This is a genomic window from Shewanella colwelliana (assembly GCF_001735525.1).
Lineage (GTDB): Bacteria > Pseudomonadota > Gammaproteobacteria > Enterobacterales > Shewanellaceae > Shewanella > Shewanella colwelliana.
In genome coordinates, this window is the sequence record NZ_MCBT01000006.1 from 1 (window position 1) to 16,615 (window position 16,615).

The 16,615-nt window shown below is 43.4% G+C and carries 13 protein-coding genes; 2 read left to right on the forward strand and 11 right to left on the reverse strand.

Annotated features, from left to right (window positions below; genetic code table 11):
- Positions 1–8: 8 nt before the first annotated feature.
- The 6 genes from BEL05_RS02140 to BEL05_RS02170 all read right to left on the reverse strand — a co-directional run bounded on the left by BEL05_RS02140 (position 9) and on the right by BEL05_RS02170 (position 8,696).
- A protein-coding gene (locus BEL05_RS02140; RefSeq protein ID WP_139151798.1) for an IS3 family transposase occupies positions 9–1,186 on the reverse strand; the annotation gives its coding sequence in 2 pieces (ribosomal slippage) (positions 9–919 and positions 919–1,186; 1,179 coding nt in all).
- A 56-nt stretch (positions 1,187–1,242) separates the two neighbouring features.
- Complete coding sequence (locus tag BEL05_RS02150; RefSeq protein WP_069670126.1) at positions 1,243–1,656, reverse strand: type I restriction-modification system subunit M N-terminal domain-containing protein; 414 nt, start codon at positions 1,654–1,656, stop codon at positions 1,243–1,245.
- Positions 1,649–2,122 (reverse strand): hypothetical protein, encoded by a 474-nt coding sequence (locus BEL05_RS02155; RefSeq protein WP_069670127.1) that lies wholly within the window; start codon positions 2,120–2,122, stop codon positions 1,649–1,651. The genes BEL05_RS02150 and BEL05_RS02155 overlap by 8 nt, the downstream gene beginning before the upstream one ends.
- Positions 2,123–2,222: 100 nt before the next feature.
- Positions 2,223–7,934, reverse strand: coding sequence for a DUF4011 domain-containing anti-phage protein Hhe (gene hhe / locus BEL05_RS02160; RefSeq protein WP_069670128.1), 5,712 nt, complete (start codon positions 7,932–7,934; stop codon positions 2,223–2,225).
- A gap of 190 nt (positions 7,935–8,124) precedes the next feature.
- Complete coding sequence (locus BEL05_RS02165) at positions 8,125–8,385, reverse strand: hypothetical protein (protein ID WP_069670129.1); 261 nt, start codon at positions 8,383–8,385, stop codon at positions 8,125–8,127.
- A 56-nt stretch (positions 8,386–8,441) separates the two neighbouring features.
- Complete coding sequence (locus BEL05_RS02170; protein ID WP_069670130.1) at positions 8,442–8,696, reverse strand: Arm DNA-binding domain-containing protein; 255 nt, start codon at positions 8,694–8,696, stop codon at positions 8,442–8,444.
- Between the two features lie 156 nt (positions 8,697–8,852).
- Between BEL05_RS02170 and sbcB the strand changes: the two genes are divergently transcribed.
- On the forward strand, positions 8,853–10,265 hold the full coding sequence (gene sbcB / locus BEL05_RS02175; RefSeq protein WP_069670131.1) for an exodeoxyribonuclease I: 1,413 nt from the start codon (positions 8,853–8,855) through the stop codon (positions 10,263–10,265).
- Between the two features lie 97 nt (positions 10,266–10,362).
- Positions 10,363–11,253 (forward strand): cytidine deaminase, encoded by an 891-nt coding sequence (gene cdd / locus BEL05_RS02180; RefSeq protein ID WP_028764845.1) that lies wholly within the window; start codon positions 10,363–10,365, stop codon positions 11,251–11,253.
- An 84-nt stretch (positions 11,254–11,337) separates the two neighbouring features.
- Here the strand turns inward: cdd and BEL05_RS02185 are convergent, their stop codons facing one another.
- The 5 genes from BEL05_RS02185 to fabF form a co-directional block, all read right to left on the reverse strand.
- Positions 11,338–12,213: an NAD(P)-dependent oxidoreductase gene (locus BEL05_RS02185; protein ID WP_069670132.1), complete on the reverse strand. Its 876-nt coding sequence runs from the start codon at positions 12,211–12,213 to the stop codon at positions 11,338–11,340.
- A 32-nt stretch (positions 12,214–12,245) separates the two neighbouring features.
- The gene (locus tag BEL05_RS02190) at positions 12,246–13,784 is read right to left on the reverse strand and encodes an FGGY-family carbohydrate kinase (protein WP_069670133.1); all 1,539 of its coding nucleotides are present in this window, start codon (positions 13,782–13,784) and stop codon (positions 12,246–12,248) included.
- Positions 13,785–13,851: 67 nt separating this feature from the next.
- On the reverse strand, positions 13,852–14,331 hold the full coding sequence (locus BEL05_RS02195; protein ID WP_028764842.1) for an acyl-CoA thioesterase: 480 nt from the start codon (positions 14,329–14,331) through the stop codon (positions 13,852–13,854).
- Between the two features lie 236 nt (positions 14,332–14,567).
- A complete protein-coding gene (locus BEL05_RS02200; RefSeq protein WP_069670134.1) occupies positions 14,568–14,927 on the reverse strand; it encodes a hypothetical protein in 360 nt (119 codons plus the stop codon).
- A 332-nt stretch (positions 14,928–15,259) separates the two neighbouring features.
- Positions 15,260–16,501 carry a beta-ketoacyl-ACP synthase II gene (gene fabF, locus BEL05_RS02205; RefSeq protein WP_069670168.1) on the reverse strand — a complete coding sequence of 414 codons (1,242 nt, stop codon included), beginning with the start codon at positions 16,499–16,501 and terminating at the stop codon, positions 15,260–15,262.
- Between the last annotated feature and the right edge of the window lie 114 nt (positions 16,502–16,615).

The window sequence follows — 16,615 nt, forward strand, 5'->3', positions numbered from 1 at the left end:
TGTAGTGGTCAACTAATATTGGCCACGATCTTAGAGTTTAACCAGAACAATCGTTCCGATTCATTGGGCGTCAGTCCGCCGTTATATTGATGTGGACGAAGCTGGCAGTAATATCCAATTATGTATCGTGTAATTTCGTTCTGAGCTTCTGTAAAATTACGATACCCTGTTGTTGGTATCCATTCTGTCTTAAGGCTCCTAAAAAAGCGTTCCATTGGACTATTATCCCAACAATTCCCACGTCGAGATAAACTTTGTTTGAGCTGGTATCGCCATAAAAGTTGTCGATATTTTCTGCTTGTATAGTGAGTCCCTTGATCGCTATGGAACATAACATCTTTAGGTTTACCACGACCTTCATAGGCCATCGTAAGCGCTTTGCCAGTTAAACGGCTATCAGGTGATAATGACATAGCCCAGCCAATCACTTTACGGGCGAATAGATCAATCACAACAGCTAAGTACATCCAGCGGTTACCAGCCCACACGTAGGTGACATCACCAACCCAGACTTCATTCGGAGCTGTAACTGCGAATTGTCGACCTAGGTGATTAGGGGTTTCAATATGTTCTAGCGTGCCTTTTCGGTATTTGTGCTTAGGAACCTGACAGCTAACTATACCAAGCTCTTTCATCAACTTAGTGGCACGATAGCGGCTTAGCAAGACACCTTGCTGGCTAACCATATCTGCAATGGTTCTAGCACCAGCCGACCCATTACTTGCAGTGTGTACTTCGCTAACTAGGCTCCGAAGTTTAACTTTATCGGCATTAATGGTTGTTGGCCGCTTTTTCCAATATTTGTAACTACTACGATGAATACTGAACACTTCGCATAATGTTTTTATGCTGTAGCTCTGCCTGAGTTTCTCAATTATTAAGAATTGTTCAGTGAGTCCGACATCAACAGAGCTGTGGCCTTTTTTAATATTTCGTTGTGCTCTTGGAGGCGAGCGAGTTGCTTTTTTAACTCTCGAATTTCAATTTGTTCTGGTGATATAGGTGATGCTTTAGGTTGCTTACCTTGTCGCTCTTCTCTTAATTGTCGAACCCATTTATCCATGGTTGATTTGCCTACACTCATGGCTTGAGCAGCTTCAACAATTGAGTAATTTTGATCTAGCACTAATTGAGCTGATTCAAGTTTGAACTCTGCGCTAAAAAGTCTTCTTGTACGTTTTTTCATAGTGTCACCTGTTAACTTATGAGGTGATGATATCACCTCTAACTAGGTGGCCAAATTCACCGTACCACTACATTATCAGGTAGCGCGCCTGTAAGGGATTTATTGTTCTTTTCGACACTGTGCAGAGCGGTATCTATTTTAACGGCAATGTCATCTTGTTTGGCGTTAATTTGAATGTACGACCATCGCGCTTCTTCTGGAAGATAGAAGACGTTTTCCATGGTATAGAAGTCGACCATATCGAGATATTCGTTGCCGTACTCAGTTGCAATCGCCGCTTTGCGTACTTCAAACTTATCACTGATAAATTTAAGGAAGATAAGACTGAGTACAATGTGCTTGTACTCAGCTGACTCTACACTGCCACGCAGTTTATTTGCGCTGTCCCATAGGGCTTCTTCAAAGCCGAGCTCTTTTTTAGCTTTAGCTGTCTTTTTAGCTGCTTTATTTTTTTCTACTGGCTTAACCATTGATCATTCCTGCATAAATTCTTGGTAAAATTTCATATAACAATGCGATTACTGCTATCACCATTGATAATGTAGCGATCCACATTGAAGTTTTAGATGTTGTATTCGATTGTTCAGCTGCTATAAGCGAGCATTTGGCAAGCTCGATAGACTCTTCTGAACGTAATAATGATAAATAGGAAAGATAACTAAAATAAGTTTGCGAATTAAGCTGCCACCGACCTGGATTATTATGTGAGTTATTGCCATCCACCTTGGTGTAACTCGCCATACTTTCTGGTCCATCAGGCTCAAGGCAGATCTCTTTTAATATTTCAGCAATTCGATGGTCGCTGATACCATTAAGCTCCGCTGATTTTGCCGCTTCACAGACACTATATGATTCTTTAGCCTCGCCTCTTTGCAGCACATAAGCCGTAACTCTAAGTACATCTGGTTCGGCCTTATTAACTTGCGGAATTTTCACTGCGACATCCCTGTTCTTTTATTTTCCCGTTTCCGTTTTGTTCATAGCGAACCACTTTAACGGGTGTTGCAAGCGGCCCTCTAGTTTGATGTCGATTATATCAAGATTCATCCATCTCTAGTTCGCTTTCAGCAATAATATTAAGTACCTGCTCAAGGTATTCACCTTGCTCTGATCCCGTCGCATTTCTTAAATATGCCGGAATCATTTCAAGAAACTCACTCTTTGAGATAGGTTTAAATTCACACAATGCCGCGATCATTGCTGGTCGTAGTAATCGATTCGCTAATGGTACGTTATTACTTGAAGGAGAAATTACAGCCTGATCAAACTTTTCAAGTTTTGAGGCGAGAGAATCGTCATTTTTACAGAAGCTTTCTACAGATTTAAGCTGTAGTTCCTCTTGCTCAACAACTTGCTCTATATCATTAACCTCAGATTCAGCAAATTCTGCCTCATCTACTGTATGCTGTGTAGGCTCCGTTTTCAGCTGATGTAATAACTCTATGATCGGCTTAAGTTGTGCTTGTGGGTTTTTAAACCAGTCAGTAGACCAGATACGTTTTATGTTCCAGCCTAAGCCCTCTAGCACCGATTGACGTAATCTGTCACGGTCTCTCGCTGATTTGGCTGAGTGGTAGGTGGCACCATCGCACTCAACGCCCATTAAGTAACGCCCAGGCTGGCCAGGATCTTGTACCGCTAAGTCGATAAAGTAACCTGCGACACCCACTTGCGGTACACAGTTAAACCCTTCAAGCTTCAGCGCATTCATTACTGCAATCTCAAAGTCACTATCGGGCTGTTTTCCTGTATGTGTTTGCTGTGCAAGTTTACCCGTTTGGGCATAAGCTAAGAAGCTTTTAAGCGCGTGAACGCCTGGGCTTGAGGTGTCTGAAGCCAAGATATGACCTTCGGTCATTGAACTAAAGACATGCATACGCTTTTTAGAGCGAGTAAAGAGTACATTTAAGCGGCGACCGCCCGCTGCTGAGTTTATTGGGCCAAAACGCTGGGGCATCTGCGCAGCCCCCGCATCTTGTGGACCATAGGTGCAGGAGATATAGATAACATCTCGCTCGTCACCCTGTACGTTTTCAAGGTTTTTAAGAAACAGCGGTTCGTCGGTATTGGCGTTACTTGCTAATGCATCTCTAAATTGAGTATCGTCTTTTGAAAGCTCTTCAACACAACGCTCAATCTGTTCACGCTGCTTAGCACTCATTGATACCACGCCGAGTGATTCGTCAGGTCGATGAAGCAGATGCTTCCGAACTGCTTCGGCTATGACTTTTGCTTCTTCAATATTATGCTGATTGACAAAACGGCCATGCTTTACATGGGTAAACTTGATACCAAATTCATCACTTTTACTTGATGGTGAAGGAAACACCACAAGGTTACTGTCATAAAATGTTTGGTTAGAAAATGCGATCAAGCTTTCATGGCGTGAGCGATAGTGCCAACGCAAACGTCTAGCATTGAACATTGGCAGTGATACATCGAGTATACTTTCTGACTGCTCAATCGCGGTAATATCTTCATCTTCGACTTCAATGGCTTTATCAAAGAAGCTCGTGGGTGGTAACTGTTTAGGATCGCCCACTACAACTAGCTGTTTACCACGTGCAATAGTGCCTAAGGCATCTTCGGGTTTTATCTGCGACGCTTCATCCATCACGATAATATCGAACTCTATCAAACCAGGCGTTAAATACTGGGCAACAGAGTGAGGCCCCATCATAAAACAAGGTTTGAGGGCGACAAGCGACTGGCTTGCTCTATTTACTAGCTGCCGAACTGGGGCATGACGTGTTTTTAGGTTTACTTGGTGATTGATTAGGCCCATCTCTGTGTAGGAACTTACACGACCACCAGTAATACCCGGTTGAGTTTTATTAAAGCCATGGCTTGCAACCTGAAAAGCTATCTTCTCCTGCTGTAGTTTTTTAAGCTTATTGTCATACTCACTAAACTGTTTACGGATAGCGTTTTGATCTGCACCGGAGAAATGTGCCAATGCTTGGCGCTCGGTTATGATCTCTCTTGCAAGGATATCAAACACTGAATAGGTATAGATCTGCTGAATCTCATTAAGTTCAAGCTCGCCTTTTTCGGTATAACGAAGGAGGTTTTCTAACCCTTTTTCAGACAGTGACGTTCTTATACGCACAAAATCTATCCAGGTGCTGAGCCATCGGGGTTGATCTATCGCTGTTTGGTTGCGTGTGATCATTGAGGCAATGGTAGAATCATCGACATCATACCAAGCCATCTCATCAAGTTCGGTCCTTTCTTCAAAGTGTCTAAACGATGATATGTAATGATGATACTGTTGCTTAACAGCATTAATAGTATCTCGCAGTGCTTGTACATTGTCTTTAGTCACTGGCGTTAAGAAGTAACCTTGTAATTGACTGGATTGTAGCTTTTGAATGGCTTCATTGAGCACTAAAGTATCGTTAATTATTTCAACACTTGAATCACAGTTTTTTAATGCCGACAATGGATCAAGCTCTACAAAAATGTCGCAGCAACTCTGCCTTTCAGCTAATTTTAGATCTAGTTGCTTTAACTGCTCAGCCTGCTCTAAGCATAATGATAATTGCGTTAATGTTAGATCATTGGCGCAAGCTGTTTGTAATGATTTTACTGAAGAATTGAGCTTTGCATACAGTGAAGCAATGCCGTGTAGCTCATCACCAAAATCGAGGTCATGATCGTTGAATATGGCGTGTGTTATCGATTCGCTAATATCTTGGTGAAGCTGGGAAAAATCCGCCAACTCTTGTATCGTTTTAGACGTTGCTAGATGCTTAATGCCTTTAAACAGCTGATCATTTGATGCTAACAATGAGTCGGCATATTGTACTTTGCGGCCAAAGCCAATGCCAAAAGATGCTCTGACCTCTGCATACCAACCTCTAATCTCGGCAATCTCCTCAATTGGAGTATCGATTCCTTGGTACTCACCTTGCAGCAATGTGCGGTAAAGTGGCTCGCTATTTAATTGATCCAATAGCTTTCTATAACTAATGAGGTTGCTTAGATGTTTTACTAGCTTTTTCGTTTTTTGCTTTTTGTTATTAGAAATTCTTAGCAATGTCCCCCTTGCATCGCGCCATGAACTATCGAACCAGCAAAAATAGCCTGCCTCGGCAAAGGTCTCTTTGACGGATTTCAGTTCTGCAACTGTAGGGAGCTGGTTTAAGTCAAAATACACTTCAAGCCGCTCACGTAGGACCTTTAGCTCAGTAATGATCTGTAGTAACTTTGGCAGGTGTTGATCGAGCAGATCATTGTCGAACAGTTCATCCCTGCGTGAAATGTATGTATTTTCTAGCTTAGAAAAATAGGACAAATATTTATACAGCTCTACAAAGCTATTGAAATCACTTTTTAATGACTCAGATAAATTTGGAAGCTGCTCTTTTAGCGTGCTCACATCCTGCATCAACGAGAGATATAATTGGTGAAGAGTGCTAGTTTTCTGTGCGGTGTTGAAAATAGCGGACAGCTTACTATTGTCTTCAATAAATAAACTTTTCAGTATTTTACTTGATGCGGCAATACTATCTAACGCACTAGCATCGGTTAATACATTGGATTCAAATTCAGCGGTTATCTGGAGGAGTATATCTCTCGCTAATTTGTACTCTTTTAGGTAAACAAGCAATTGCTTTTTAACAGTTTCATCTTTAAAAATAGATGTTAAAGCAGTGAAGTCTTCCCGCCCTGAAAGCTCAGGTAATATCTCTTCGTCACTGAATATTTTTTCTAATGAGTCAATGCTGTCTAAAGCATCCCCCCCAACTTGCTCTGATAGCGATATGGAAGCGTGTGCTAATGCCGTTAGGCTATCATTGGCGGGTATCAATAACGCGCAGATATCATCACAATCGAATAGCTGAATCGATTTATTATAAACCCCAAACCAGGGGTGATCTGACAATTCGGCATTGGAGCCAAGTTGCGTTTTAACTTCATTATATACGTCAGCATACCGCTTCAACTCATCAGTTGTTCTGATTAGCGACACTTCATCGAAACTGCCACCGTTAATATGAGAGGGTTTGATCTCTTCTATTTTTACAGAAGCAAACTCTTCACGGTAGCGTGTTGCTGTAGCGAATACCTGATGAATGGTTCGTCCGGTATTTTTCCATGGACTATTGATAAGTTCGGCATAGTCACTCAGCGACTGTTTTTTCTCTTCGTACATTTGAATATCGATGTCTATCGAGGATGGGTACCGATATTCACCTTGCTTATGTATTCTTTGAGAAATGTTCTCGTAAACCTGTTTCTTTTGGGTTTTATGACTGTGTAACTCTAAACAAAAATCACCGAGTCCAGCTCTTTGTAGCCGTGTTTTCACGACTTGAAGTGCTGCCATCTTCTCAGCAACAAAAAGGACCTTTTTACCCTGTGATATTGCTGCTGCAATCAGGTTGGTGATCGTTTGTGATTTTCCTGATCCTGGAGGCCCCTCAATAACAACATTTTTACCTTCAATAGAATCAACCAGAGCGCTATGCTGCGAGCTATCGGCATCATCAATTAGAGGATAACGTTCATGCACATCCGCAAGTTGATCAATTGCGTACTCATTGCCAAAACTTGAACCAGAGTCACCATTCTCCATCCCCTCTTTAGCAAAGAATTTTTGCAAAATACTATGGTTTTGAATGTTATTTTCACCTTGTGGCCAACGCTCGGGATCAAGGTCAAGATACATGAGCAACTTACCAAAATCGAACATCGCCAATGTTGAAAATCTTTTCAATGTCCACTGTGGCTTTTGGCGTAAGACAGTTTGCTCCACAAGATCAAAATACTCTTCTGGTAGAAGATCATCTTCAATTTCAGGCAGGTGTATGTGAAAGTCATGCTTAAGCTTCTGACTTAAGGAGAGATTTGGAATGATATCTTCACTCGTATACTCAACGGTATAGGTATAGGTTCCTATCTTTTTATCCAATGAGGCTCTATCGACTTTTACTGGAATCAAATATAAGGGAGCTTGCCTAGCGACATCTGAATTTTCATCTTCAAACCACTCAAGAAAACCAAAGGCAAGATACAAAATATTTGCGCCCGTTTCTTCTATGGCGGTGTTCGCTTTTGATCTAATATTTCGAAGCTGAGCCTCCAACTCCCTTGGATACAGGATTGACTGTATGTTTGAATCTTTGTGCTTACTGTCTTTTGACTTAGTGCTTACTGGCAGTTCATAGCTGGTATTAAGTCCTTTTATTTTAGCCCACTCCTTTGCGGTGGGATCAGACTTGATTTGGATCTCTTGACCCTTATCGTCAATGGCAATGTAACCATGTTCAATGAGCTCCTCTCTTTTTGGCTCATCAACAGGTGTAAATTTGAATTGGTGGTTATCTAGAAGCTCAGTTGCAAGTTGGTTTGGCATCTCGTCGATAACACGAATAAAACCACTTTTACCATGACGAAAGTTAAGTAGTCTGTTTCTGCCTGTAAGATCCAGTAATCTATTTCTAATGGCCTGTAATGAATCAAAGGCAAAGTTGTCATTTGTGGTTTCGGAGGCTTGATTTTCCATAGTAGCGTCACGTTCCTTGTCATTTGCTTCTAACGGGTCTCTCTCTGGGGTATTGTTGTTACTTTTAATCAGAGACCATTGATAGTACGCATTTATTTGCACTTTGTCTTTCAGGTCGAAATATAAACACTGATTTATTGATTTTTTATTGGTATCAAACTTCTGTGCTAAACCTTTTGCAGTCTGGTTAGGGGTTTCTTCTAAGGCTTTCAAAACAGCTGAAGACAAGTTACTCATAGTGTTCTCTTTACTAAAATTTATGAAAGCTCTAATGACGCCAATAGTTAGCCCTATGAGTGACAGGCAGGTCTGCTATTGTTTGAACTATAAAAAATGCAAGTATGTACATAAAGTGAAATCGTATCAATGATTAAGAACAAACATCAACAAGATATTGGGCTTGGCCATACACAAAGTTGTTATTAAGTTAAGCTTTAATAGTAACTGGAGTTACTTTGGTATTATCCCGCTCATAGAAACTATGAATCATTATGAGTAGCAATTGCTCAACATCCACTCCTAGATACTCTGCATCATGTTTTATTTTTTCATGCAGCTCTTTTGATACTTTAGTTTTAAGTGATTTATCGGTTGAAAGTAGATTAAATGAATCCAGATAACTTCCTGAAATTATTCCACCTAGACCAAGAATTGCAGCTAAAGGTGCACCAAATGCAGTACCCATCATAGCAATGCCTACGCCACCTAATGATGCACCTACGATAGCTCCTGCTGTGCCGAGGCTTAATTTTCCGCCATTATCTGTCGCACACTTCCCCTTAGCAGTGGTACTTTCAATCTTGCATCAGCAATAGTAATATCTGGGTAATAGCCTAAGGTTACCCGATCTGATTTCTTATTAATTCTAAACCGATACTGCCAAGCAACCTTGCCTTTAGCTGAAACTCTTACGCCTAAAGAGTCTCTATCTGAAAGCTCAAAAGGCTTATCGTGTATTTTATTTAAAAGCTTTTGTAATTGTGAACTTGTTAATCCCATATATTATGTACACACCCATAAGTTTTCTGTACGCAGAAGCGTACACAACAACACTGAACATTAACAATCATAATCAGTTTGAAACAAACATTGCTGGACACTTTAAAATGCTAAACCACTGTAACACTGTTAAAAAACGAACAACTGAGCACACTAATGAACACAAATAGACAAGCTACTATCTTCTGGCACGATTATGAGACCTTTGGTGCCAATCCGGCCAAAGATAGACCGTCTCAATTTGCGGGGATAAGAACCGATTTAGATCTCAACATTATTTCTGAGCCAGTGACCTTTTATTGTAAAGTAGCAAACGACTATTTGCCCTCACCAGAAGCGATACTGATCACTGGCATCACACCGCAACTCGCTAACCTTAAAGGGGTTCCAGAAGCAGAGTTTATGGGCAAAATCCATGAACTGTTTTCTCAGCCCCACACCTGTGTCGCGGGTTACAACTCTATCCGTTTTGATGATGAAGTCAGTCGTTACGGTTTTTATCGTAACTTCTATGACCCTTACGCACGCGAATGGCAACAGGGAAACTCACGCTGGGACATCATAGACTTAGTCAGAGCTTGTTATGCACTGCGCCCAGATGGCATTAATTGGCCGACAAAGGAAGATGGTAGCCCGAGCTTTAAATTGGAACACCTTAGTCAAGCCAATGGGCTGGCCCATGAGAAAGCCCATGACGCGATGTCTGATGTCTATGCAACCATTGCAATGGCAAAATTGATAAAGTCAGTGCAGCCAAAACTCTTCGAGTACTACTTTAGCCTGCGCCAGAAAAATGAGGTCAACAAACAGATAGATGTGCTTAACATGCAGCCGCTAGTGCATGTGAGCTCCAAAATTAGTGCACTCAACGGTTGCACTACGATTATTGCACCAGTGGCACATCACAGCACTAATAAAAACGCCATTATCTGTGTAAATTTGGCCATGGATATCTCGCCGTTAATTGAACTCGACATAGAGCAAATTCGCACCCGCATGTATACGCCTCGCTCGGACCTGGCCCCCGATGAACCGCCAATTGGCCTCAAGCAGATCCATATTAACAAGTGTCCTTTTATCTCACCGGCAAAAACCTTAACTGATGAAAATGCTGAGCGTTTATCAATCGATAAAGCGTTTGCCCGTCAGCAATACAAACGCCTACGTCAACACCCAGAATTACGAGAAAAACTGGTTGCAGTGTTTGATGTTGAGCACAGTAATGAGATCAGCGATCCCGATTTGCAGCTCTATAGCGGCGGCTTCTTTAGCAGTGCAGATAAAAATAAGATGGAAATTATCCGTCATACTCAACCTCATAACTTAGCTGCATTGGACCTGCATTTTGACGATCCTAGATTGAAAGAGATGCTGTTTCGCTATCGAGCACGTAACTATCCACAAACATTAGATGACGCTGAACAGTATCGCTGGAGAGAGTTTTGCCAAACAAGACTCAGTGATCCCGATTACATGCTCAAACTTGAAAATCTGCTTAACGATACTGCTGCAGATGAAGAAAAGCAGAAGTTATTAGCGGCTTTATGTCATTATCTTCGCAATCTCTAGGGGTTTAGCGCCAAAAAATGGGAGCGAGATCTCATTTAGATTGTAACTAAATTACTAGAATGATTTTCCAATAGCTTAACAATTAAGGATCAAGCTCATGCAAGATAGATTTGTTAACTGCATAGCTCAATTGCCTCAAGCACTTGCAGATAACTTGGTACCACTATTACACCAAGATTTTTGTGGCCACATCGATGCCCAGCAAGTTGCCGATCTCTGTGCTGCCACCAATATGACCACGGATCAGCTTTTGCTTGCCATGTTGCCAGTGGCCGCGGCACTCGCAAAACCACCAATCAGTGAGTTTTATGTCGGCGCTATCGCTAAAGGTCAAAGCGGTGATATCTACATGGGTGCCAATATGGAACTCAATGGCGAAGCACTCTTTCACAGTGTTCATGCAGAGCAAAGTGCTATTAGTCATGCCTGGTTAAGTGGTGAAACAGTTATCGAAGATGTCATCGTTAACTTCTCACCATGCGGACACTGCCGTCAATTTATGAATGAGTTGGTCTCAGGTCAGAGCATTAAGATCCATCTCCCCGATCAGGCGATACAACCACTGTCTCATTACTTGCCGTATGCGTTTGGCCCAAGTGATCTCGATATCACTGCGCCACTGCTGTCTAAGCAGCAACAGGAGTTTGCACTAGAAAGTGCTGACCCTATGGTGATTGAAGCACTCGACCAAGCGAGTTTGAGTTATGCGCCGTATACCGGTAGTTATGCCGCTGTCGTACTAGAAACCAAAGATGGCCAAACCTTCTGCGGGCGTTACGCCGAAAATGCAGCATTTAACCCGTCGATGCTACCGATGCAAATGGCACTGTCGACAATGTCACGTCATAATCGCGATTTCAGTGAAATCAATCGCGCTGTGCTTATTGAGTCTGGTAAAGGTAAAATTTCATTAGTCGGTGCCACTATGGATGCACTGCATGCCGTTGCGGTTGTCGAACTGGAACATATCGTCGTCGATCCCGTGTAAGTGTTGTTAACATGGGTTCACGATAATCCGCTTAAGCACCACAGCTAATAAAAAGGACTGGTAACCAGTCCTTTTTATATCTCACTATTTTCTATTTTTTTCTAATCTCGCCAGTAAACTGGAAGTATCCCAGCGATTTCCGCCCTGCTGTTGTACATCGGCGTAGAATTGATCCACAAGGGCTGTGAGCGGTAATTGTGAGCCATTGCGACGAGCTTCATCTAAGGCAATGCCTAAGTCTTTACGCATCCAATCCACCGCAAAGCCTAGGTTATACTCGCCTTGCCACATTGTTTGATAGCGGTTTTCCATCTGCCAAGATTGTGCGGCGCCTTTGCTGATGACTTCGACAACCTTCTCACCGTCAAGCCCTGCACTACGCGCAAAATGCAACCCTTCCGCTAAGCCCTGAACAACGCCAGCAATACAGATCTGATTAACCATTTTTGTCAGCTGTCCACTGCCTATTGGGCCGAGTAACTCAGCGCAACGAGCATAAGCTTGTATCACAGGCTTAACCGATTCAAAAACCGACATTTCACCACCAAGCATGACGGTTAACACACCGTTCTCAGCACCTGCTTGACCACCGGAAACTGGCGCATCAAGAAAACCTACGCCCTTAGCCATAGCAGCAGCCCCTATTTCACGCGCCACATCAGCGGAGGCGGTTGTATGGTCAACCAGCACCGCACCTTGGCTCATTGCCGCCAACGCTCCTTTTTCACCCACAACGACAGAGCGTAGATCATCATCATTACCAACGCAGACAAACACAAATTGTTGCGCTTTTGCCGCTTCGAAAGGCGTTTCGCAGTAACGTCCACCAAACTCTTGGGCCCACTTAGCCGCTTTCTCAGTGGTACGATTATAAACAGTGACTTCATGTCCATGTTTAGCGAGATGTCCCGCCATCGGGTATCCCATCACGCCTAAGCCAATAAATGCTACTTTCGCCATCTCAAATCCTATATTTGTTTATTAACCAAATTTTATGATTGTGCCTTATAAAAAGGCTTTATTTGTGGGTACAGCGTTTTATAAATCTTAAATATGTGCTGATATTGCACAACATGGGTGGCGATCGGCTCAAACCGCTGGCCAATATGGGTCATCTCACGACGAGCGGCTTCAACATCGCCATAATAGCCAGCGCCCACCGCACAGCACATCGCAGCCCCTAGTCCCGATGCCTCATAAATATGTAATCGTTCAACCGGCAAGTCGAACACATCGGCGCACATCTGCATGATGATATCACTTTGTGCGCCGCCGCCACTGACTCTAATCAAGTTGATCGGCGCTTGGCTTATTTTGCTTAAGCGTATTAGAGCTGATTTCAAGGTCAAGAGTATGCCCTCAATCGCAGCGCGATATAAACACAGCCTATTATGCTCTGGCGTAAAACCAACAATGCTACCTCGTGCTTCGGGGCCTGGGTAAATAACCCCTTGCGCCCAAGTTGGGCTCAACATCAAGCCTTTAGCACCAATAGGTACGTCGTCAATTAAACGAGAAATTAATTGCTCTGCACTGATGCCTAATCGTTGAGATTCTATCACCTCAGCTTGACCAAACTCTTTGATTAGCCAACTTAGTAACCAAAAACCACGCTCCAATTGCAACTCGGTCATAAATGCTTGTGGTTTTAAGGAGGGAAATGCCGGCAAATAGCGATACGCTTCGCGGTATTGATTTGTTCCTAACGCGATCACAGCTGCACTTCCCAAGCTGACTGTCACAACGCCAGCCTCACCGCAGCCGGTGGCAAACATCTCACACGCTTTGTCTCCCCCGGCAGCAAAAATTGGTAGATGAGTCGGTAAACCTGAATCTTGCGCAAAGTGCTCAGCGACATCACCTACGCACTCAGCGGGCGAGATTAATGACACCATTTGATTAGGTCTAACTGCCAATGCCTGCCAACGCCAACTGCGTGTCGACGCCCACGCTTGGCGTTTATAGTCAAAAGGCAAATATCCAACCTGACTTGCACGGCTATCGATGAGGTGTCCGGTCATTCTTTGCAGTAAATAACCACTAAACATACCAACTTTAGCGGCGTGGGTAAGCTTCTGTGGCTCAACTTGATGGATAAAGTTAACTTTCGCCGCGCTACGAAGATAATTGATACGCCTTGAAAGCCCGCTAACGGCGAAACCCAGTCGAAAATACCACGACATTTTAGGTAAAGGTCTCGACGCGAGCCTTCTGTCTGACCACATATAGATGGGGGAGTTCGCGTTACCCGCATCATCAAAAAGTACGGTGCAAGCTCGCTGTGTCGTTAATGCCACCGCCTTGATTTGATTGGGTGTTACTTGACTGTTTGCAAACAGATCCACGACCACATCAACCAATTGGCGATAACAGTAGTCAGGTTCCTGAATCGCCGCCCCTACCTCATCGTCAATATAGGGGTCAACGATTATTTGTGCCTTAGCGATTAAAGAGCCATGCAGATCAAACACTAACGCGCGTACGCTTTGAGTGCCGTAATCCAGTGCTAAAAAGTAGGGATTGTCAGTCATCGATATGAGTCTTGCTCAGTCCAGCCAACTAAATAAAAAAGGCGCATAAATGCGCCTTTTTACAGTATTAGGGTTTTAGATGGGCTTCCATCTCAGCACCAATCTTCTTACGCATTTCCATGAGGCGGATTGCCGATTCGCGCATCTGAATGTCATTTTCCGACTCAGGCACCCATTCAGGGACTTCTGTCGGCTGTCCAGAGTCATCCACAGCAACCATAATCACAATACAATGGGTAGTTAAATGACGTTCGGGATTTTTAGGGTCACCAGCTTTAACATCAATCCCTAAATGCATTGAGGATCGGCCGGTATAAATGACTTTAGCGCTGACCTCTACGATGTTGCCTACATGAATAGGCTTAACAAAACGTATCCCCCCTGCATAGGCGGTAATGCAATACTTACCACTCCACGCTGCAGAGCAAGCATAAGCCGCGAGATCGATCCATTTCATTACCGCTCCACCATGGACCTTACCACCAAAGTTCACATCGGCAGGCTCTGCCAAAAAACGTAACGTGATCGCTCTTTCCTTTCCAGCCATCGGTACTCACCCTATAAAGATAGATAGCTAAAGTGTACTCCAATTTTAAGAAGGCGAGTATCTAAGATTACGGCCTGTTGACCTTATGAGCTTGATTATTTACTCAAATTCAATCTATTTAGTCTAATGCTGAAGAGGATGACTTAGCTGATTAAGTAAAAAGCTTACACTGCAATCATATCTACCTTAAAGGAACGCATTAAATCATCTTCAAAGTACTACTTCTATAAAAAGTGCTAGCCAAATAGGCTCACTGTCAAACAGGAGATGACCATAATGGGTAACGCAAGACGGAATAACCACACTTGGGTGCGTTCGCCAATAAAACGGTCCAATTTAAATATTGAAAACACGGCTAGACCAGCGACAAATAGCGCAAGCACTTCAACGCCTGCTGCGGTATTGGTATCCCCGCCAGTGTAGATGGCAGTAACCAGCAATAGAAACCAGACTGATGCAAATGCGGCACATGCGGTAATGAATGTTTTTAAACCCACACTGATTTTTCGAGTATTCTCTCCCCTAATCAACTGACTAAGGTTGGCCGTCATTGCACCAACAATGGGCATAAATGGTAACACTGCAAGGTTTAACATATCGAATCCTCAGATAATGCAAAGGTAACTTAATGAAAGCTTCGCGCTATTATCGCGCCTACATAAGTCGTTAACCAAGCAGAAAACACAACCATTAACCAAGCTTAATATATTCACCATCTATGCAGTAAACCTTGCTGCACAGATGTTGCAGCTTATAAGCTAACAGGTTGAAATATTGCATCCTCCATAGTTCTCGTCTTAAAACATAAAATTGTTGGGACAAAAAAAGCGCCGTTAGGCGCTTTTTATTCATAATTTGTCGCTTATCCTGATTATGTCAATTAACCCTGTTGGCAGCCAACATAACCATTGCGTCTATGCAGGCGATATTACTCACCGCGCTTGAACAGCAACGAGCCGTTTGTACCGCCAAACCCAAATGAGTTGCACAGTGCATAGTCAAATTGATGCTTACGCGCTGTATGGGGAACAAAATCTAAATCGCACCCTTCATCAGGATTATCGAGATTCAGTGTTGGCGGCACTATTTGGTCACGTAACGCCAAAATAGTAAAGATCGCTTCAACTGACCCCGCCGCACCAAGAAGGTGACCTGTCATTGATTTTGTGGAGCTCACAAGCAAGTCATAGGCATGTTTGTCGAATACTGACTTAACCGCTGCCGCTTCGGCTCTATCACCTGCAGGAGTCGATGTACCGTGTGCATTGATATAACCAATCGCTGTTTTCTCAATGCCAGCATCTTTAATCGCATTTTCCATCGCCGCCGCGGCACCGCTGCCATCTGCTGGGGGTGAAGTCATATGGAACGCATCACCGCTCATCCCAAAACCAACGAGCTCTCCGTAAATGGTTGCTCCACGCGCTTTCGCATGCTCGTACTCTTCCATCACCATCACACCAGCGCCGTCACCGATAACGAATCCATCTCTGTCTTTGTCCCAAGGACGACTGGCAGCAGTGGGATCATCATTGCGAGTAGAAAGCGCTTTTGCAGAACCAAAACCGCCGACAGCGAGTGGACAAGTAACGTCTTCTGCACCACCAGCGACCATCACATCTGCATCGCCATAGGCGATAGTACGAGCAGCAAAACCAATGTTATGCACACCAGTAGTACAGGCGGTCGTGACAGCAAAGTTAGGTCCGGTCATGCCATACTTAATCGATAAATGACCCGCTATCATATTGATAATGGTGCTTGGTACAAAAAATGGCGAGATTTTACGTGGGCCGCCTTTTAGCAATGCTGAGTGTGCCGCTTCGATAAGAGGCATGCCTCCCATTCCAGCACCAATAGCGGTACCAACACGTGAGGGATCTTCCAGCTCCATGTTAAGACCTGCGTCTTCAATTGCTTGAATACCTGCGGCCATACCGTACTGAATAAAAAGATCCATCTTGCGCGCTTCTTTCTTCGGCAGGTACTGCTCTACATCAAAGTCTTTAACTGAACCACTAAAGCGAGTAGAAAACTCAGTAGCATCAAATTTTGTTATAGGGGCAATACCGCTCTGTCCTGAAACTAAAGCATTCCAGGACGCATCGACGGTATTGCCTACAGGAGTGACGAGACCAAGACCTGTTACGACTACACGACGTTTAGACACGTTTTCACCTTTTGACTGTTTATTTTGACGTTGCATCTCGTGATGAGATGAGAAATTGGTAGGCTTAAATTATTTATAGCACAGAGGAGAGGATAACTGTCGCCTATGCGCACT

Excerpts from the sequence above, each read along its gene's own strand:
- BEL05_RS02150 (WP_069670126.1), bottom strand. The coding sequence starts at position 1,656 with ATGGTTAAGCCAGTAGAAAAAAATAAAGCAGCTAAAAAGACAGCTAAA.
- hhe (WP_069670128.1), bottom strand. The coding sequence starts at position 7,934 with ATGAGTAACTTGTCTTCAGCTGTTTTGAAAGCCTTAGAAGAAACCCCT.
- BEL05_RS02165 (WP_069670129.1), bottom strand. The coding sequence starts at position 8,385 with ATGATGGGTACTGCATTTGGTGCACCTTTAGCTGCAATTCTTGGTCTA.
- BEL05_RS02170 (WP_069670130.1), bottom strand. The coding sequence starts at position 8,696 with ATGGGATTAACAAGTTCACAATTACAAAAGCTTTTAAATAAAATACAC.
- sbcB (WP_069670131.1), top strand. The coding sequence starts at position 8,853 with ATGAACACAAATAGACAAGCTACTATCTTCTGGCACGATTATGAGACC.
- cdd (WP_028764845.1), top strand. The coding sequence starts at position 10,363 with ATGCAAGATAGATTTGTTAACTGCATAGCTCAATTGCCTCAAGCACTT.
- BEL05_RS02185 (WP_069670132.1), bottom strand. The coding sequence starts at position 12,213 with ATGGCGAAAGTAGCATTTATTGGCTTAGGCGTGATGGGATACCCGATG.
- BEL05_RS02190 (WP_069670133.1), bottom strand. The coding sequence starts at position 13,784 with ATGACTGACAATCCCTACTTTTTAGCACTGGATTACGGCACTCAAAGC.
- BEL05_RS02195 (WP_028764842.1), bottom strand. The coding sequence starts at position 14,331 with ATGGCTGGAAAGGAAAGAGCGATCACGTTACGTTTTTTGGCAGAGCCT.
- BEL05_RS02200 (WP_069670134.1), bottom strand. The coding sequence starts at position 14,927 with ATGTTAAACCTTGCAGTGTTACCATTTATGCCCATTGTTGGTGCAATG.